18 protein-coding genes are annotated in these 18,140 nt (G+C 40.5%); 9 read left to right on the top strand and 9 right to left on the bottom strand.

What is annotated here, in order from left to right; genetic code table 11:
• Positions 1-506: 506 nt before the first annotated feature.
• Positions 507-1,445: an N-acetylmuramoyl-L-alanine amidase gene (locus H6G08_RS12270; RefSeq protein WP_190542403.1), complete on the top strand. Its 939-nt coding sequence runs from the start codon at positions 507-509 to the stop codon at positions 1,443-1,445.
• 242 nt (positions 1,446-1,687) lie between these two features.
• Complete coding sequence (locus H6G08_RS12265) at positions 1,688-2,767, top strand: peptidoglycan-binding domain-containing protein (RefSeq protein ID WP_190542400.1); 1,080 nt, start codon at positions 1,688-1,690, stop codon at positions 2,765-2,767.
• Between the two features lie 229 nt (positions 2,768-2,996).
• Here the strand turns inward: H6G08_RS12265 and H6G08_RS12260 are convergent, their stop codons facing one another.
• Positions 2,997-3,581, bottom strand: a complete 585-nt coding sequence (locus tag H6G08_RS12260; protein ID WP_190542398.1) for an LURP-one-related family protein — start codon at positions 3,579-3,581, stop codon at positions 2,997-2,999.
• 300 nt (positions 3,582-3,881) lie between these two features.
• Between H6G08_RS12260 and H6G08_RS12255 the strand changes: the two genes are divergently transcribed.
• Positions 3,882-4,523, top strand: coding sequence for a hypothetical protein (locus H6G08_RS12255; protein ID WP_190542395.1), 642 nt, complete (start codon positions 3,882-3,884; stop codon positions 4,521-4,523).
• Between the two features lie 102 nt (positions 4,524-4,625).
• Positions 4,626-5,051, top strand: coding sequence for a hypothetical protein (locus tag H6G08_RS12250; RefSeq protein WP_190542392.1), 426 nt, complete (start codon positions 4,626-4,628; stop codon positions 5,049-5,051).
• On the opposite strand, the gene H6G08_RS12245 is transcribed toward H6G08_RS12250, so the two are convergent.
• The 3 genes from H6G08_RS12245 to H6G08_RS12235 all read right to left on the bottom strand — a co-directional run bounded on the left by H6G08_RS12245 (position 5,052) and on the right by H6G08_RS12235 (position 8,612).
• Positions 5,052-6,980, bottom strand: a complete 1,929-nt coding sequence (locus H6G08_RS12245; RefSeq protein ID WP_190542389.1) for a S9 family peptidase — start codon at positions 6,978-6,980, stop codon at positions 5,052-5,054.
• A gap of 515 nt (positions 6,981-7,495) precedes the next feature.
• Positions 7,496-8,176: a hypothetical protein gene (locus H6G08_RS12240; protein WP_096642581.1), complete on the bottom strand. Its 681-nt coding sequence runs from the start codon at positions 8,174-8,176 to the stop codon at positions 7,496-7,498.
• A complete protein-coding gene (locus H6G08_RS12235) occupies positions 8,157-8,612 on the bottom strand; it encodes a hypothetical protein (protein WP_190542387.1) in 456 nt (151 codons plus the stop codon). The genes H6G08_RS12240 and H6G08_RS12235 overlap by 20 nt, the downstream gene beginning before the upstream one ends.
• Positions 8,613-9,246: 634 nt before the next feature.
• On the opposite strand from H6G08_RS12235, the gene rsgA reads away from it, so the two are divergent.
• Positions 9,247-10,308, top strand: coding sequence for a ribosome small subunit-dependent GTPase A (gene rsgA / locus H6G08_RS12230; protein WP_190542383.1), 1,062 nt, complete (start codon positions 9,247-9,249; stop codon positions 10,306-10,308).
• A gap of 92 nt (positions 10,309-10,400) precedes the next feature.
• Here rsgA and H6G08_RS12225 read toward each other — a convergent pair whose 3' ends face one another.
• Positions 10,401-10,706: a threonine dehydratase gene (locus H6G08_RS12225; protein ID WP_190542380.1), complete on the bottom strand. Its 306-nt coding sequence runs from the start codon at positions 10,704-10,706 to the stop codon at positions 10,401-10,403.
• Between the two features lie 177 nt (positions 10,707-10,883).
• Between H6G08_RS12225 and H6G08_RS12220 the strand changes: the two genes are divergently transcribed.
• Positions 10,884-11,363, top strand: a complete 480-nt coding sequence (locus H6G08_RS12220) for a YidH family protein (protein WP_190542377.1) — start codon at positions 10,884-10,886, stop codon at positions 11,361-11,363.
• A gap of 145 nt (positions 11,364-11,508) precedes the next feature.
• Here the strand turns inward: H6G08_RS12220 and hpsU are convergent, their stop codons facing one another.
• From hpsU to H6G08_RS12200, 4 genes are all read right to left on the bottom strand, one after another.
• Positions 11,509-12,081 carry a hormogonium polysaccharide biosynthesis acetyltransferase HpsU gene (gene hpsU, locus H6G08_RS12215; RefSeq protein ID WP_190542482.1) on the bottom strand — a complete coding sequence of 191 codons (573 nt, stop codon included), beginning with the start codon at positions 12,079-12,081 and terminating at the stop codon, positions 11,509-11,511.
• 96 nt (positions 12,082-12,177) lie between these two features.
• The gene (locus H6G08_RS12210) at positions 12,178-13,107 is read right to left on the bottom strand and encodes a glycosyltransferase family 2 protein (RefSeq protein ID WP_190542374.1); all 930 of its coding nucleotides are present in this window, start codon (positions 13,105-13,107) and stop codon (positions 12,178-12,180) included.
• A 108-nt stretch (positions 13,108-13,215) separates the two neighbouring features.
• Complete coding sequence (locus tag H6G08_RS12205) at positions 13,216-14,145, bottom strand: glycosyltransferase family 2 protein (protein WP_190542371.1); 930 nt, start codon at positions 14,143-14,145, stop codon at positions 13,216-13,218.
• A gap of 301 nt (positions 14,146-14,446) precedes the next feature.
• Complete coding sequence (locus H6G08_RS12200; RefSeq protein WP_190542368.1) at positions 14,447-15,262, bottom strand: hypothetical protein; 816 nt, start codon at positions 15,260-15,262, stop codon at positions 14,447-14,449.
• 212 nt (positions 15,263-15,474) lie between these two features.
• Here H6G08_RS12200 and cobU point away from each other — a divergent pair, with 212 nt between their 5' ends.
• The 3 genes from cobU to H6G08_RS12185 all read left to right on the top strand — a co-directional run bounded on the left by cobU (position 15,475) and on the right by H6G08_RS12185 (position 18,038).
• The gene (gene cobU, locus H6G08_RS12195) at positions 15,475-16,023 is read left to right on the top strand and encodes a bifunctional adenosylcobinamide kinase/adenosylcobinamide-phosphate guanylyltransferase (RefSeq protein ID WP_190542365.1); all 549 of its coding nucleotides are present in this window, start codon (positions 15,475-15,477) and stop codon (positions 16,021-16,023) included.
• A gap of 156 nt (positions 16,024-16,179) precedes the next feature.
• Positions 16,180-16,614 (top strand): hypothetical protein, encoded by a 435-nt coding sequence (locus H6G08_RS12190; protein WP_190542362.1) that lies wholly within the window; start codon positions 16,180-16,182, stop codon positions 16,612-16,614.
• Positions 16,615-17,150: 536 nt separating this feature from the next.
• Positions 17,151-18,038: a TauD/TfdA dioxygenase family protein gene (locus tag H6G08_RS12185; RefSeq protein ID WP_190542358.1), complete on the top strand. Its 888-nt coding sequence runs from the start codon at positions 17,151-17,153 to the stop codon at positions 18,036-18,038.
• Positions 18,039-18,140 lie beyond the last annotated feature (102 nt).

The raw sequence follows: 18,140 nt of genomic DNA, 5'->3' as shown, positions 1-18,140 counted from the left end.
TTCTCGCCAAGTGTTCGTGACTAAGAAAATCAAATTAATTCTTATAAAATCATTGTAAGAAGAGCATGGTAAATAGCTGGATCGGTCTTCACGGCTTTCTCAGTAGTATTACCTCCCTTCACTAGGTTTGTTGACGGTTGATTGTTGACGGTTGACGGTTGACGGGGAAGAAATATAGAGCAACATACTTGTGTATTTTGTTACATTTTCTTTACGCGATCAATTTATTTGCCAGTTGTGTTAAGCGAACAAAAGTTTTGTTAAAATCCGGGAATTTATTTTCTGTAGTTTGTAGTAAAAAAATATTTTGTGCAGTTTGAGCCATGATTATTTATCTTATGACTTTTGTCAGAGTAACTTTCAGCATATTTATGGTATGCATTTTTCCTAGTCATGTTAGCTTTTAAGATGGAAAATTTATTTTTCTTTCTGTAAAAGTATAAAAGAGAGTAATCAAAAGGTGTTAAGAATTTAAACTAATATGAAAATAAGCGGAGGAGATAAAAATGAAATTTGGCATTGATATTGGACATAATTGCCCCCCTGATACTGGAGCAAGAGGCATTAGATTTGAAGATAATTTAACCTTAGATGTCGGCAATAGAGTTATATCTAAGTTACAAGCTTTAGGGCATCAAGTCATACCATGTAGACCACAGAGAGCTAGCAGAGTCGGTGAATCACTTGCTAGAAGATGTGATATAGCAAATGCCAATAAAGTTGATGTGTTCGTCTCAATTCATTTTAATGCTTTTAACGGGCAAGCCAACGGCACAGAAGTATTTGCAGGTAGCGAAACAAGTCGCAGAATTGCGAAACCAGTATTAGATGAAATTGTCAAATTAGGCTATTTTAATCGTAATGTTAAAAGTGGCTCTCATTTATATGTATTGAGAAATACAAATATGCCTGCAATTCTTGTAGAGTGCTGCTTTATCGATTCACAAAAAGATATGAATCTTTATGAGCCAGAAGCTCTAGCGAATGCAATTGTTAAAGGCTTGACTGGTAAATTACCAACTACAGCTGTAAACCCCGTACCCGATGAAGAACTGAATGTAGATGTCACAGTTCTACGTCTACAAAAAGCCTTGAACCAACTAAAAATTACCGATAGAAATGGTAAACCTTTAGTAGAAGATGGGGTAGCAGGAAGTGCTACAAGTTCTGCTGTTACCAAATTTCAAAAAATCATTGATATTGCCGAAACAGGAACTGCTAACAAAGCTACCTGGGATGCCATCAATTTAATTTTAGCACGCAGAATTATTCGTCCAAATCATGCTGGCGGGCCGGTAATTCGCTACATCCAATATCGTTTAGGTGTTGAAGTTGATGGTATTTACGGGCCGCAAACAGAAGCGGTAGTTAAAAACTTTCAAAAGCAAAATGGCTTAGTTGCTGATGGAATTATCGGACCTGCTTCTTGGCAGAAATTACTTTAAATATGGTGGTGCGATTCAAGATAATTGATGAGGGCTGTCATTAGTCATTTGTCATTAGTCATTTGTCATTAGTCATTTTTCATTTGGCGAATGCATCAAAATTTAGGCAATCATTATTGAGTAATCTATAGACGGCTTGCAAAAGTACCTGAAGTAACAGATAAAATTCAGCAAAATGCTGACTCTCTGACTAAAAATCAAGCTTTTGCAAGAAGTCTATAATTTTTAATGGGGAGAAAATTATGGCTTTTAATGTCAGTATTCTCAAATTACCAGTCATCAGACTTGGCTCAAAAGGTGATATTGTCCAAGGTTGGCAAAGCTTTTTAAAAAATGCTCAATTTCCGATTGATGTGGTTGATGGGGACTTTGGTAAACAAACCGATCAAGCTACTCGTAGCTATCAGCAAAGAAATAACTTAACTGCTGATGGTATAGTTGGAAATATGACTTATTCTGTAGCCCTAAATCAGGGTTTTATTTTGCAGATTCCTAATCTCTCAGCTAGCACATTGCTAAGTTACCTTGGTTTTGGGGAAGCAGAAGTTAAAGATTTACAAGCATCCATTAATAAAACTGGACAATTAAATCCACCTTTAACAGCAGATGGAGATTTTGGTAATAGTAGTAATAAAGGTTTAGCCGAAGCATATAAAAAAAGAGATGTACGTTGGCGTAGTGAAATAGAAGAGGCTTTAAGCAATAATACCAAACAAAAACTCGGACAAGATTTAACACCAGCCTTAGATATTTTAAATGGGTTTGCGAAAAATCAAAGATTTCGTTTGAGTGGCGCACATTGGGTTAATAACTTCCCCACCAGTCGATTAATTGCTGATTTAGCATCACCATTTCGTCAAAGAGTTGAAGCATTTCAAAAAGCACTAATTGATGCAGGATGTCAAGTAATTGTTACTGCTACCCATCGTCCCAAAGAACGTGCTTATTTAATGCATTATGCAGCGCGAATCAATAGACAAGAAATTTCAGCTAAATTTGTCCCAAGTATGGCGGGAGTGAATATTGAATGGGAGCATTACACCAATGCAGGCTCAGTACAAGCTGCTCAAGAAATGGTAAATGCTTATGGAATTGGTGGTAATCCGGTTTCTTTAAATTCGCGCCATACTCAAAGACAGGCAATTGATTGGAATGTCACCTGGAATGGCACAATTAGCATTAGAGATGGTAATGGGCGATTGGTAACTGTAGGTAACCCAAACAATGCAGCCCTAAATCGTAATTTATGGACTGTTGGTAGCACCTATGGGGTGTATAAGTTGAGTAACGATCCTCCCCATTGGTCTGTAGATGGGTATTAGATAACAAAAGAAGCAGAGGGAGCAGAGGGAGCAGAGGAGAAAGAATTGGATTATTTCTTTGCTCTCAAAATTGGATAATTTGAGGAGAATCATTTGGATGTCTCCTCTACAATAATCATGAATATGGGTTATACCAATTCACTAAAAATCATGAAAAAGATCCAAATCCAGAAACCTTAGCAAAATATAGATTTCTTAATTTTGAATTTTGAATTGGTATTAACTGTAACTAGCCGCGATTGCGTTCTATAAGCAGCATCATCAACAAACTTAAAAGAACTTGCTCTTGTTCGCGATCGCTTAATTGATCGACTTGTTTAATTGTAAATCTTCTGGAGAGAAACGAGGGAATTTTCTCTAACCGCATGACAATAGTACCATCAGCGCGGCTAACTAGATAAACTGGGTTAAAGACATAACCAGTGAACAACCCGACAACTGGTATCTCTGCAAATAAAGCATCAGCAACTTTTACCCAAGGGTTTTTCTCTTGGATAGTGAGATTGCTAGTCTCACCATCAAATATGTCATAGCGGGCGCGCCAGAGCGATCGCAATCCTCGCCGTTTCACAGCACCAATTTCTCTACCTTCGCTATCGCTAAAGTTATAACGTGCCGAAAAATCGATAATTCGGTCAGCTTTAATATAAAAAAGCGGACGAGTTTGTTCTACATCAGCAAAAATCGTAATTGCTTCCTTTAGCTTAAACAATTTCTGCTTGAGATAGAAAACCAAATTACCTTGACTATCAACAATCGATATTTGCGGCGCTAACGCCCAAAATTTAAAAGTCAGTTCTAAAGGGTACTGCATAGTTTGGTAAAAACCTCAAGACGATTCACTTATTTATCCCAATTTTTGGTCAATAGTCATTATTCATTGGGCATTGGGCATTGGGCATTGGGCATTGGGCATTGGTAATTTGTTTTTCCTGCTTGTCCCCCTTGTCCTCCTTGTCCCCCTTGTCTCCCTTGTCCTGCTTGTCCCCCTTTCCCTTCCCCAGGATTTACAAAAAAATTTCCCCAAGGGGTGCATAAACTTCTCTCGGTCAACCTATGAGTAAGTGAAGGGATGAAAGCCCAAGACAAACACTGAAAATCAAGGAAAATGATTATGAAATTCCGTAACCTAACTAGCTCTTTACTTACCGCTACTGCACTGTTAACCGCTACAGTACCAGCATTCGCCGGGCCATTTGATGTACAGTCGGCGGGTATCTTTAAACCTGGCGCAGCTGTTGGTAATGGTACTCCTAGCACTTCTACACCTAGCACTCCCAGCAATCCCGTAGGTAACAGTGAAATTCAAGGTTTGGGGGATCATCAATCTTGGGTTGACCCGAAAACTCTCGCTAATGATCCTCGTGCATTATGTAGCGATGTGGGTTTAGGTAGCAACACCCGCAACAGTTCCGCTAAAATTGCGATCGCTACTTCTACTAGCACTCGTTCTAGTTCTTCTCAAAGCCATAATGATGGCGGTGGCGGTGGTGTCAGCTTCTTAGGTATTGGCGTTAGCGGTAGCGGTGCTAGCCAAGGTAGCCGAAATAACAGCGATTCTAAAGATACTCGTAATAACCGCAATGAAGAAAATAGCAGCAGTTCCTCTACAGTAGTTCAAGGTAAAAATTGCGATGCTTTTGTGAACTCAGCAGCTGCTAGAGATATGAACTACGAAGACAACCTCACCCGCCGTTATGAAATTAAAACTGGTCGCAGAGGCGCGCAAGTTAATCAACTGCTAGAAAATAAATAAGTTATTACTAATTGACACTAGTATTTGATTTGAAATTCTAAATAAATGCTCTGCCGGGGTTACCGCCCTGGCAATTACTGTCTTTAATTAAGAAGAAATACCATGAATAGCCCACCTGGAGCCAGAATTATTAGCTTGAGTACAATTCTCTTGCTATCAATCACCTCTTTAGCCAGCGCCGAAACTCCGAGAAATCGCGACTCTTCAGTACTACCCTATCTTTTAGATAACCCTAATGACAGTTCTTTAGTCAGAGTGCGTTGTCTTCCTAGTAATAGAGTAGAGAGAACCCGACGCATTATGAGAGATAGCCTCTTACGCCCAAACCAGAGCGATAATCAGACTGTGACAATTGATATTGAAGGAAATTGTCAGAATTTGAGAATTCGCGTCCATGATGATAATCAATTTTCCGATTTCCCTGACTATAATCCCGATTTAGAAGATTCCTGGCTGACTCGTAAAGGCTCTGGATGGTATTGGTTTCTCCGTCGTCCGCAAAATCAGCCGCAGCACGAAAGAGAATAATCAAAAGTTTTCAATTCGTAAAGGTTCTACAGCATCAGCTAATTCAAAGCCAAAAATCTGCGAGTAAAAGTAAAGTTCCCCTTCTAAAGAACGCTTGATATTCTCTGCTTGTCGGAACCCATGTTGCTCCCCTGCAAAGGGAAGGTAAGCTACGGGAACACCTTTAACTCGCAATGCTGTTACCATTGCTTCTGTCTGGTTAGGTGGTACTACTTGGTCTTCCAATCCTTGAAAGAAAATTACAGGCGAGGCTAGACGTTCGGTAAAATTAATTGGCGATCGCTCTTGATAAATCTGCTGCTGTTCGGGATACTTACCAATTAAGCGGTCTAAATATCTCGATTCAAATTTGTGGGTATCTCGCGCTAAAGCTTCCAAATCGCTGACGCCGTAGTGACTCGCACCTGCTTTAAACGTATCGCGGAAAGTTAAAGCACACAGCGTTGTATAACCACCCGCACTCCCACCAGAAATTGCTAGGCGATTACCGTCTACTGCTCCTTTTTCTACCAAATAACGCGCCCCATCAACGCAATCATCAACATCGACAATTCCCCATTGTCCATCTAATCTTTGACGGTATTCTCTGCCATAACCGGTACTACCACCATAATTAACATCTAAAACTGCAATACCGCGACTCGTCCAATATTGAATGCTCAAGTCTAAACTAGTCCCAGCTGCGGCTGTAGGGCCACCGTGGCTATTCACAATTAACGGTGGTTTTTCACCCACAGGTGCGGTGTAATCTTGATTTTGTGGTGGATAAAATAAGGCGTAAGCTGTCTTACCATCGCTTGTAGGGTAGGCAATAGCTTGGGGTAAGGAAAGATAACCAGCCTCTATTTTCACTTCACTGGCGCGGCGTAGCACTTCCAGCTGTTTACTAGCCAAGTCTAACTGCACAATAGCTGTTTGCTCAGTCGGAGAACCACCGATAAAAATGACTTTACCAGGGGTTGTATGTAGTGAAGAAATTTCTGTGTCAGGATTTGGTAGTGGTTCTAGTTGCTTGGTTTTGGTATCGAGACTTGCTAAATGCCAAATACCTTCTTGAGTATAAGTGCAAATAATGCGATCGCTTGACTCAAAATCATAGGTGCGCATCCCTAACACCCACAGAGGTTTACCAAACTCTGCTGTTATCTCGGTTAAGGCTTCCACAGTCTGATTTTGCCAGCGATAAAGATTCCACCAGCCTGTGCGGTCAGAAATAAAGTATAGCGTACCGTCTGGCGACCATTGAGGTTGAAATATAGATTCTTCTCTACCCCCGGCAATTTTTTCGGCTTTGCCTAAAAATCCATCTGCTTGAACTTCTGCTATCCAAAGTTCCGTACCATCCCAAGGCATATTTGGATGGTTCCAACTTAGCCAAGCCAAGCGCGAACCATCAGGACTCAGGCGCGGTGCGGCGTAAAAATCGTTACCTGCGACTAATTGCTGCGGCGTACTATCTGCTGTCAATCCAATACTTACCACAGTATTGACAGCTTCTTGCCCAGTAACGCTATGATCCTCGCACACGCAAATAATCCGTTGGCGTTGATGGTCAAAGATAGCGTCTGCATAGCGTTTTGCTACTTCTGGTGTGATAGCTTGTGGTGCGCTATCAGCAGATTGACGATAAAGGCGCTGGTCGGCAAAGTTAACAAAGTACACTGTGCCATTTACTACTAAAAAAGAAGCACCGCCATATTCATGAACACGGGTACGGACGTTATAGCCAGCCGGGGTTACGTCGCTAACTTCACCATCTTTTAACCGAACAATTACGTTCCTTCCTTTTTCTGATGGTCGTAATTCGCTCCAGTATATATCCTCGCCATCAAGCCAAATTTGTCCTAAGCCGATGGTTTGGGAGGTAATTAAATCTGTAGTAATCGGCGATCGCCAAGCTCCATAAGCTGCTATCTCTGGTGTAGTCATGGTTTAGCTATCTTTTTGTCTAAAAAACATTACCACACCAAACACCACAAAAAACCTTTCCTGAGACACAATCTTCCTTGTGCATCAGCTTATTATTCTGTCACACGGAGAAAATAGCTAAGAACAAAGCAAATTGTAAGGATGGATACGATTTCTTAGTAAAAGTCAAGGTAAATTTGGTCAGTGCAATGGAGTGTCAAGGGTGCATTTACCAAAACTAAACATCCACAATTGTCAGAACAGTTAACTTCCGCACCTAAAACGACCACTCTGCATCTTAATTACGAATTACGAATTAGTAATTATTTTGTCATCATATCGGGGTTCTCAGAAAGAATTAGGTAGATGTCCTGAAGAGAATGACGATAAATACCCCGATTGCAGCAATTTTTAATCTGAAAATTTAAAACGCGATCGTAAATACTGGTAATTTAACTAAAGAATGCACCCCGAAATAGAAAAATCAATGATACACCTGATGATTTTCTAATTCGTGAAGGAGCCAAATTGTTAATTTAAGCTTGTTCCAACACCCCTGGAGGTATGGGTACTAGTTGAGGACTTGCCAAGCTGATTCCCTGTCTGTACCATATACCATCCACCTCAAAAGCCTCAAACTGCGTGGTGAGAATTGCCCAAGCTCTCTCATTCAATCCCGCAGAATAAGTCCAAGTAAATTGCCTATCATTGTGTAATCTGCGTTCTAGTTCGGCTAAATCCTCAGGTAGCCAAAACTGAGTCATGATCCTTTGAGTAGCAATTTCTGGTGGTGTCTGTAGCATTTCTGCCATTGGCTGGTTAACAATAATTTGCTTGCGAGTATCTTGTCTAACGATGCTCACCGGACGCTCATTTTCTGCAGCCGCAACCATACGGTACAACAATTGTGATGGTACGCGCAATTGGCTGCAAAATACTGCACCCTCATTTTGCAGAATTCCTTCGGCTGTTTCCGACGCTGTAGGCGGTTGTTCGCTAGCCATCCACCCAAAAAATTCAATTGGTTGCTTACAGCCTCGCCACTGAATTTTTACTTTGCCATTAAGTTTACATGCGGTTTCGCTAAAAGCCTCACCGTAACTGCGAGCTATATAAGTGGCATCACGCTTAGTTGGGGCAAAAATAGAGACCCCATCGTAAGACATTTTAAAGTTCCACCCTGGTAAGTTGAGGATTCTAAGAATACTCACACTCATCTTCTTTGACACCTCCAGAATTTCTATATACTTTTACACCCGGATAATCTTGATACACGGAAATTTTAAAAGTTTCTTGCCAAATTTTTTGTCTGTCTTCCTCAGAAATATCTAAAGCCGATGTAATAATTGCAAAGTCTCCTGGTGTTGGTAGCACTTCACCTTTGGCTAAGGCTGGCAAATTTTTTAACCCACAGCACTTAAGTTTTGCCATGTTAGCCCTTACTACATCGGCAATTGTCAGTGGAGCAGCTTTTCCAGATTTGAGAAAATGAGAACCTGTCTTTTTGGCTACCCACTCTTGCGCCATTTCTTCCATCGCGTCGCTTTGGGAAATGCCTAAGCGGGCACAAATGCTTTTAAACTCCAGGGCTAAATCCAGGGGAATGTAGCCACTGATTTGCTTGTAGTCATCAGAGCGTCTTTTATCAGTCATATGCTGAAATCCTCAAATATCATGCTTGTCTTATTTTCTCTCATGAAGTCTGAAATGCAAGACATTTTTTTATGTCATTTTTAAATGACAGCTTGACAAAAAAAAATGACAAGCTTAGTATGGGAAATGGAGCAGTAAACGGCTGAAGACAAAGACACGGTAGATTACGCCAGAAGCTAGCTGCTTTTTTGGTAGTTAGCTTCTCCCCTTTATTCAGAACTTTGAAAGTTTTTTTAACCCTCTTTTATTCAGTATATCTGCTTGTAAAAATTTTGCAACACCTTGCCCTGATTCCCTCAGATATTAAGCAATGATTAATATTCTGTATTGATTTTTCTGGAATCAGGTCATGTAATAATGTAGATTATTCCTTGTAGTATGTCGGGAGGAAGCAAGATGACTGAGTTTGTAACAGTCCGGGTGATATTAACCACTTCAACTCAACGGACACAAGGTACAGGGATTCTTGTTCAATCCTCTAACTTCCAGGAATGAAATCTAGAATTGACAGACACTTATCTAATTCGTAATTCGTAATTTGGGAAATTGAGAAGCGGCTCATCTCCCATAAATTAGGTAGTGTCTCCTCTGTGAGCCTTGTGCAGCGCAAGTAGCACACATTGAGGAAATATCAGTGAATTTAAATGATTTAGGCTGGAGTAGCTTTTTTGCTCGCAGCTTTGAACCATATCGCCAACAAGGATTTACTGTTGGTAGAGTTGCTGTTGAATACAAACATACCTACACTCTGATCGGCGAACAGGGTGAACTAACAGCTAAAATTGCAGGTAAACTCAGACATCAGGCGATTCAACCCCAAGACTTTCCTGCTGTGGGAGATTGGGTAATTATTCGGGTACAAGAGTCACAAAAACAAGCAACTATCCAGGGAATATTACCCAGGAAAAGTAAATTTTCTCGCAAGACTGTAGGTAATAAAACAGAGGAGCAAATTGTTGCCGCCAATGTTGATACAGTATTTCTGGTATCGGGTTTAGATGGTGACTTTAACCCCAGACGAATTGAGCGCTATTTGATTCTGGCTTGGGAAAGCGGTGCTAATCCAGTGATTGTGTTAAATAAGGCTGACTTGTGTGATTCTCTGGAATCTTGCTTGGCGGAAGTAGAAGCTGTTGCGATTGGTGTACCAATAGTAGTGTTAAGTGCTGCCAATAATCAAGGCTTGGATGCTTTAACATCTTACTTACAACCAGGACAGACAGTAGCTTTGTTAGGTTCATCTGGTGTGGGTAAATCTACCATTACCAATCAACTTAAAGGTGAAGCCCTACAAGCTGTACAATCAGTACGCCAAGGTGACGACCGAGGGAGACATACAACAACCCAGCGTCAGTTGATATTACTCCCCAATGGGGGCTTAATTATTGACACCCCTGGTATGAGAGAAATTCAAATTTGGGCGGGCGATGAAAGTTTGCAAGAAACTTTTGCAGACATTGAAACTTTAGCCCAAAATTGTCGCTTCCGCGATTGTCAGCATCAACAAGAACCTGGTTGTGCTGTACAACAGGCTTTGTCAGAACAGCTACTCGATTATTCTCGATTCCTCAGTTACCAAAAGTTACAAAAGGAACTAGAATACTCAGCCCGTAAACAAGACCAAAGGGCACAATTAGCTGAGAAAGAACGATGGAAGAAAATCCATAAGGCTATGCGACATCACCACAAACATTGAGTTGAATTAGTAGGTGCAGAGGTGTTTGTTCTGGGAATTAACTTGAGAACATCACCAAACTGCTACCATATTTGGCGCGGTTAATCTGCGCCTTAATTCTTTTTAATATCGCGAGCCATGTTGAGGTAATAGTCCATTTTGGCATTAGCGCGGCGCTTGCTGGCAGGGGTGAGAGTTGGGGTATCTTGTTTAGGTTCAGTTAACTGTGGAGTTTCGCTTCGCTTAATGGTTTGTGCTTGATCTGATTCTAAAAAATAACCAGATTCACTAAATCCAAACAGTTTGGCAAAAAAACCAAAGAAGCTTTGAAAAAAATTACCTACACTTCGGAAAATTACAGAAAAAACACCTTCTAGCCGAAGGTAGAAGTTCCGCATAATTTGAGTTAGACGAAACATAGCATCACCCTAATCGATTGCTGATGATTATTTTCGCTTACTAGACTGCTTTAAAGTCTCTGTCAGGAGATATGTTTTTGAGAATTTTCTTTTGATTATGTACCCTTGTGGAGATGAATTTTCCTGTTCTAGCACGTATGTATATTCAGTCGGGGATGCTGGAATAGGAAGAAATGCATGGATAAAATGCCGAAAATAGACCGTCAACGGGAGCATCAAGCAAATGAGCGTACTTTTTTGGCTTGGCTGCGGACTTCGATTGCTTTGATTGGCTTTGGTTTTGCGATCGCAAGATTCGGTCTATTTTTACATCAGCTTAATGCTGCAATATCACAAAAAGAGCCACAAGTCCATCCTCTATTTAATTCGCAGAATTTAGGAATTTTTTTAGTGATTATTGGCATTTTGACCATTGCCTTAGCCGCTTGGCAATACAATCAGGTATTCTGGCAAATTGAACGCGGTAATTATCAACCAAATCGCTTGTCAGTGTGGATAATTACGGCATTAGTGATGATTTTAGGCTTTCTCAGCATTCCTTTACTGCTGCTGCGCAATTCAGTATCACCTCGCCCATCTTCTATCATCACTCAACCCCAATCGCGGAATTTGCAGCATTATCTTGTTTCTCGCAAGAAAATAGGGGCTAGGAGCTAGGGATTAGGGACTTCCAACTAAAAAAATATACTATCACTGTGTAGGCAGAGGGGCAGGGGGCAGGGAGCAGGGGGAAAATCAAAATATCTTCTCTCGGAAATTGGATAATTTATTTTCTGGAAGTCCCTTAGGGATTAGTTAACGCCTAATTAGAAGATTCTGGGAATCTGGGATAATGGGGACGACAGGGACTACCCATACAAACTTGTCCCGATGGCATTGTACTGAAAACACTACTACGAGCGCCAATCACAGCATTTGCGCCAATTTCTACCCCCGGTGCAACAAAACAATCTGCTGCTACCCAGACGCCATTACCGATGGTAATAGTAGCTGTTTTTAACCCAAATGCAGGGTCATGAATATCATGGCTACCAGTACAAAGGTAAGATTTATGGGAAATTACGCAGTGTTGACCGATATAAATATAATCCAGGCTATATAAAACTACATCATCACCAATCCAGCTATAGTCGCCTATAGAAACCTTCCAAGGATAGGTGAAACGTGCTGTAGGGCGGATAAATACGCCTTTACCAATCTTTGCCCCAAACAGCCGCAGCAATGCACAACGGAGGTTATTCAACGGTTGGGGAGTCAGAGGAAATGCGATCGCTTGTACAAACCACCATAGCAAAATATACCAACCAGGACGACCGCGATCGAACCATGATTGGTCATACTTGCGTAAATCTACAAAAGGCTGGGCATTGGGCATTGGGTATTTGTCATTTGTCATTTGTCATTTGTCATTTGTCATTTGTCATTTGTCCTCCTTGTCTTCCTTGTCCTCCTTGTCTTCCTTGTCCCCCTTCTAGCCCCTAGCTCCTAGCCCTAAAGATGATGGTAATGGCGGAGATTTTTCGGTATTTAACGTACCGCCACAGTTGCGTAATTCGTAGAGTTTTACGCCAATTTGATATTCATATTGACTTAATAGTCGTCCATAAATATAGCCAGCTTTGCCATCTAAAAAACCAAGCTGAATAATATAGAATAATATGAATCTTAGTAATGGTTTAAATGGTAAATGTACCCATAATTTTTTTAAAAAGCGTTTGCGTTGTACAGCATCACCAAATAAATTTGCGCCAATAGTTCCACCTTCATCTCTATTCGTCAGCAGATTGTAATATACACGCGCTTCCCAATTAGAATAACGGTTATGTCTTTCTAACCAGTGATAAAGGTCGCGGAAATCTTCATGCAACATATCGTTTTTGAGATAACCGACTTTTCCATTTAAAACTACATGTTCGTGAACTTCATTATCGCCAGTGTTGGGAATATCTTCTGTATGGAGATTTTCGTAGCGACCTTGTTTATGCTTAAATAAACGCAGATTCCAATCGGGATATTTACCACCGTGACGAATCCATTTACCTAAGAAAAATACCCGACGGTTAAGATAATAACCTGCATATTCATTATTATTAATTACTTGGGCAATTTCTTGCCATAATTCTGGCGTAATTCTTTCGTCGCAATCAACAATTAATACCCATTCATTGCGAAATGGTAGATTATCTAAAGACCAATTTTTCTTTTTTGGCCAGCTACCATTAAATTTAAATTGCACAATTTTAGTACCGAAACTCTCTGCAATAGCGATGCTATTATCCTGACTTTGAGAATCTACTAAGAAAATTTCATCAGCCATCTGCAGGCTAGTTAGACAGGCTGGTAAATTTGCTTCTTCGTTTTTAGCGGGAATTAATACAGAAACGGGTATTTTAAATGGCATATAAAATTTTATATAGGCTACTCGTTATTGAAGAGTAGGTAGTTTAAATTCAAGAATTAATTAAATATCAGTAATCTTCCTTATTTCTTCTGCCTCCTGCCTTCTGCGTTATTCAATGAATTTAGAAAAAATTCCCTGAATCGCAGCATTTAAATAACCAATTTGACCGTAAGCGTAAACAAGTTTGTCAAAGCGTTCTGCTGGATCGCGGAAATGTTGTAATGCTTTATATAAACCCCTAAGAAATCGTTCGCCGCCCCGTTGCAATTGGCTGATACCTGCTTTACCAGTAAGCTGTTCGCGATAACATTCACTAATACCTTGCCACCAACCTCGGTTTAAAAACCAGGAACGATTTAAGCGTTCTGGTGCAACATTATGAGCTACTAGCGCCTCTGGTAGATAAGCAACTTGCCATCCTTTTTTGAGGGCGCATTCTGTCATTTGTAGTTCTTCATTTGATAATAAATTTTTCCCCACTCTGCCAAGATGGGTATCGAAACCGCCAATTTCTATCAAGAAGGAACGACGGATAGAATAGTTTAGTCCTCTAGGGGTTAAACCTGGTTGATGAATATAAATGATGTTCTCACCCAAATCGTATGCACCCAAGTTAGCAGCTAATCCAGGAGATAGCCATTTTGGTTGAGAAACATTTTGCGGCCAGATAAGGGTAACTTTACCACCCGCGATCGCTAATTTGGGATTATTTTGGTAGGCATGATATAACACTTGCAACCAGCGATCGCTCGCCACTGCATCATCATCTAGATAGGCGAGAATTTCACTACTAGCGACTTTTGCGCCGGTATTCCGAGCTACAGATAACCCTAAAATTGGTTCAAAGATATATTTAAGACGGGGATTGCTGGCTCTTTTGGCGACAACTTCACAAGTGCGATCGCTCGATCCATTGTCTACTACCACAACTTCAAACTCAGCCGGAAAATCCTGCGCCAATAGACTATCAATCGCTGCACCTAAATAGGTGTCTCGATTGTGAGTGCAAATAATGGCAGAGATTTGAGTATCTGGCATAGGTAGCGGTGGTTGTGATTTTTATTGCCCTTAACTTGTCAATTATCAGCGACGCAATTAATTACGTCTGTACAGTCGTTTTGCAGAAAGTTGAATAACTCTGTCTTGTTAAGGACAGATGAAAACCGCCTTTACTACTGACTACTGTACGGGCGGGTTCACAGATATCTTCGCCGATTAGAAATAATACAAATAAACCCGCCCCTACTGACAACATTAAATATTTACCTAGTGCCTGCCAATCTATCCCAAAAATTACAGACTCACCAACCGAGTTTTTTCGGAAATAATATGACGAACTTTACGCTTGTTGTATATGACTGTGCAAAATCACCAAAGTCTCAGCTAATTGACTGAGGCGGGTTTCCAAGTACTGCTTGCGCCCTAATAGTTGGCGTAATTTTTGGTAACGCGCGATCGCCATACTCACAGAAGCCACTTGATCGGGGGGACAGGGACGTGTCCAAACTTTACCCGTATCATCTACACCGCACAGACGGTAACCTGTGCGCCCAGATTGCGATAACTTGGCATTGGTAGCACAAATCTCTTCCACATAGTCCATCAGGCGATCGACTTCTGCATGGCGTAAGGTGGCTTTTCCTCCCTGTTCTGTTTCCTGGGGATTGGATTCTAGCCAACCATTAACAATCGGCCCTTCTAAATAAACATCTTGAATTTGCTTAAGAATATTTTTGAGTTCTTTCTCCCAACCTACAACCTGTTCTTCAATCTCCTTCAGCAGATTCATTGCCAATCCTGGATTAGCACCGTGGCGATGATTACTAAAAGTAGGGGTTTTAAATTTAGGTAGGCTAGGTGCTTTACCACCTGTTTCTTGTGTCGAAAAAGCCTGTACTGGGTTATGTTGAGAAAAGCCATTTTCGGCGTCAGAAAAATTACCCTGGGGATCTGCACTTAAATCGATTGTTGCTCCTTGTGTATTTAGCTCCTGGGATGATGAAGTGACATCACCATCTTTAGATTCAGTTGCCCCAACGCTGATTCTAAAAGAGAAAGGCCGCTTTGGCGAAGCCCCTGCTTCAGCATTGTCTGCGGCAGTTTTCGTCCCTAAATCGTGTAGAGTTGCCTCAATACGTTTCCAGCCTGCTTTCATAAAAATATCCTGAAATTTGCTGTCCCCAGTAGTGTTAAATAATTCAGAATGGGGTTGTTGGGATTTTTGGCTTATGCCAATTTTGCATCAATGATGCTGGTGCTAATTTTATCTCTTAAAAGATATTTAAAACCAACAATCTCATCCCTCAAGGTAAAAATTAAGTTTAGACATTGTAACCCAAATCAATTAAACAGAGTAAGGATAAGGCTTTGGGTAAAGTTATCTTAGTTACAGGGCCAGCTAGATCTGGTAAAAGTGAATGGGCAGAAAATCTGGCGATGCATTCACAAAAGGTGGTTGTGTATGTAGCCACAGCAGCAGAATATCCTGGCGATGAAGAATGGCAAAAACGCATTCAAGCACACCAAAATCGGCGTCCCCAAGATTGGTTAACTCTGAGTGTACCTATGGAATTATCTGCGACTTTAGCCGCAGCCACGCCAAACACCTGCCTTCTAGTTGATTCTTTGGGCACTTGGGTAGCTAATTTTTTAGAGGAAGACAAAATTAGTTGGGACAACAAGATAGCAGAATTGTTAGAAACTGTACAGCTCGTTGCGGCAGATATGATATTTGTTGCCGAGGAAGTTGGATGGGGTTTAGTTCCGGCTTATCCTAGCGGACGGCTATTCCGCGATCGCCTGGGTTCTTTGGTACGTCAATTAGCTATTCTTTGCGATACCGTATATCTAGTTACTGGGGGTCATGTTTTGAATCTCAGCACTCTTGGCACACCATTACCACCTCCCAGGGAATAAAGGAAGAGGTGTAAGGAAGAAAAAGGATACAAATGACCAATGACTAATGACTAATGACTAATGACTAATAACTAATGACCGATGTATCTCGCTTCTTAATAGTTTATTCAAGATTTAATGACCTAAAGTTCCCAGCTTAAATTTAGAATTAAAGGTATGGCAACTGAAAAAGACGTTAAAAGATATTTAGCCTACTGGTTTCAGCTAGGTAAAAAGGTAGTTGTAGGCAATGGTATGGCATCTTTGTTGCCGCAACCAGTGCTGAAAGGTGATAGCTATAGTTCAGAATTTGAAAACTGTTGGCAAGAAATTCGCGATCGCGCGGATGAATCGTATTTAGAAGGAACTAGTGAAACAATTGGCGAACTCCTGACACCTACATGGGAAATGTTACCCTGTAGTCGTTGCAATATGCCAGTAGCAATGCGCAATTTGGGGATGCCAGCCTTAAGTTGTCCCTGTCATAATTTACCAAGTTGGCCGAATACAGACTTACCATCGCCCCGTAGTCCTGTTAGTACTCAAGAGCAATTACAATTAATTCGCGATCGCCTTTGGCAAAAGCAATCATCATCAAATGTCAACTCTTAAGAAATAATTAGCAAGAGTTTTCAAGCTGAATTTTGTGATAAAGACAACTTGAAAATTACACGTTCTATTTTTACATAAGCCTGAGGGGCGAGGTAAATGATTGTTTATATCTCTCAACCCGCTCCTACTGCTGATGAAAAGTTTGTGCTGTCTAAATTAAAGCTGATAATCACAAAAAAATATTAACTTTTAATTCGTCACTGCGATCGCATTTCTTGCCTCTACACGAAAGAATGCGATCGCTGCTTTAGTTAAAAGAGGTCTTTTATCCTTTAAACTAATTTAAAGGCTGTAATTTTCATGCTTTCGTTAAGCGATCGCACCTCAAATTTTTTAACTGACAAGTACTCAAATTTAGATTTCGTAAAGATTAGACACATTTGTTGCATTCCATCTGCTGTAGTGAATGCAAAGTATAAGCATGTAAAAACGGCAATATTATTGGTTAAGCGAAATATTTCCAGATAAGTTTTTAATTACAAGTTTGAGGTTGAATGCGATTGTAGGGATTCTATGATTTAGCAAGAGGAACTCTTATGACCATCAAAAATGCCTTAAGAGCAACAGCATATCAATCCAGGCTAGGATTGGAAGTTCTGCCGGGATGTAACTTACTTAATCTCACAGATGCACAAAAACATGAGTTGAAACAATCTCTATGGAAACATGGTGTAGTTGTTGTCAAAAATCAAAACTTGACTGCATCTGAGTTAGAAGAATTTGCCAGAAAAACTTTTGGTAGCTTAATGTTTGGGCGTAATTCTTTTACTTTAGACCCCGATATCACTCCCGATATTCAGAGCCAATATACAGCAATTTTGGGTAATCCTAAAGGATTTGATCAAGAACCTGCGGAAAAGATTTATGGAGCTAGAGTGTGGCATCAGGATAAAGATGGCGTACCCAGAATAGAAGAATTGGATATGAATGCGCTGTATGTTGTCATGCTCTACAGTATAAAAGTTCCGGAAGAGGGAGAAAATGGGCAACCTCACACTACAGAGTATTTAGATTTAGTCGAAGCTTATAACAATCTCGATTCTAGCCAGCAACAAGAATTAGCAGAAATCTCAATGTACCAAATGTCCCCCATATTTGCGCGGCCAAATATTGCATGGGATGATGCTCCAAAAAAAGTTCATCCTATCGTTTCTACTCACAAGGTTACCGGACAAAAAGGGTTATATTTAGGTTCTTGGAATACAGCAATTCCTCTGGGAATGGAAAATCAGCGAGAAGCCGCACAAAAATATTGGCAAGATTTATTTGAGACGGTTTTAAAACGCACTCCTGTATATTCCCATGTTTGGGAACCAGGAGATGTGACTTTATGGGATAACTCACAAGTAATGCACAGAGGAACTTTTTATGACTCCACCCAATACCAGCGAATTGCATTGAGATTGGGAGTTGTGGATTGTTAATAAATTGGCAATCTTCTGAATAGAATTCAGGAGATTCTCAGTTCACAAATTCACCAAAAAAATTTAGGGACGCGCCCATATTTCGCCTATCAATTATTAATT

The sequence above is a fragment of the Calothrix anomala FACHB-343 genome (genome assembly GCF_014696435.1).
Taxonomy (GTDB): Bacteria; Cyanobacteriota; Cyanobacteriia; order Cyanobacteriales; family Nostocaceae; genus Aulosira; species Aulosira anomala_A.
Note: the sequence above shows the minus strand (reverse complement) of the source record. Positions and strands in the feature narration are given on the sequence as shown.

Bases quoted from the DNA above. Each gene is read 5' to 3' on its own strand.
- H6G08_RS12270 (WP_190542403.1), top strand. From the start codon at position 507: ATGAAATTTGGCATTGATATTGGACATAATTGCCCCCCTGATACTGGA.
- H6G08_RS12265 (WP_190542400.1), top strand. From the start codon at position 1,688: ATGGCTTTTAATGTCAGTATTCTCAAATTACCAGTCATCAGACTTGGC.
- H6G08_RS12260 (WP_190542398.1), bottom strand. From the start codon at position 3,581: ATGCAGTACCCTTTAGAACTGACTTTTAAATTTTGGGCGTTAGCGCCG.
- H6G08_RS12255 (WP_190542395.1), top strand. From the start codon at position 3,882: ATGAAATTCCGTAACCTAACTAGCTCTTTACTTACCGCTACTGCACTG.
- H6G08_RS12250 (WP_190542392.1), top strand. From the start codon at position 4,626: ATGAATAGCCCACCTGGAGCCAGAATTATTAGCTTGAGTACAATTCTC.
- H6G08_RS12245 (WP_190542389.1), bottom strand. From the start codon at position 6,980: ATGACTACACCAGAGATAGCAGCTTATGGAGCTTGGCGATCGCCGATT.
- H6G08_RS12240 (WP_096642581.1), bottom strand. From the start codon at position 8,176: ATGAGTGTGAGTATTCTTAGAATCCTCAACTTACCAGGGTGGAACTTT.
- H6G08_RS12235 (WP_190542387.1), bottom strand. From the start codon at position 8,612: ATGACTGATAAAAGACGCTCTGATGACTACAAGCAAATCAGTGGCTAC.
- H6G08_RS12225 (WP_190542380.1), bottom strand. From the start codon at position 10,706: ATGTTTCGTCTAACTCAAATTATGCGGAACTTCTACCTTCGGCTAGAA.
- H6G08_RS12220 (WP_190542377.1), top strand. From the start codon at position 10,884: ATGGATAAAATGCCGAAAATAGACCGTCAACGGGAGCATCAAGCAAAT.
- hpsU (WP_190542482.1), bottom strand. From the start codon at position 12,081: ATGCCCAATGCCCAGCCTTTTGTAGATTTACGCAAGTATGACCAATCA.
- H6G08_RS12210 (WP_190542374.1), bottom strand. From the start codon at position 13,107: ATGCCATTTAAAATACCCGTTTCTGTATTAATTCCCGCTAAAAACGAA.
- H6G08_RS12205 (WP_190542371.1), bottom strand. From the start codon at position 14,145: ATGCCAGATACTCAAATCTCTGCCATTATTTGCACTCACAATCGAGAC.
- H6G08_RS12200 (WP_190542368.1), bottom strand. From the start codon at position 15,262: ATGAAAGCAGGCTGGAAACGTATTGAGGCAACTCTACACGATTTAGGG.
- H6G08_RS12190 (WP_190542362.1), top strand. From the start codon at position 16,180: ATGGCAACTGAAAAAGACGTTAAAAGATATTTAGCCTACTGGTTTCAG.
- H6G08_RS12185 (WP_190542358.1), top strand. From the start codon at position 17,151: ATGACCATCAAAAATGCCTTAAGAGCAACAGCATATCAATCCAGGCTA.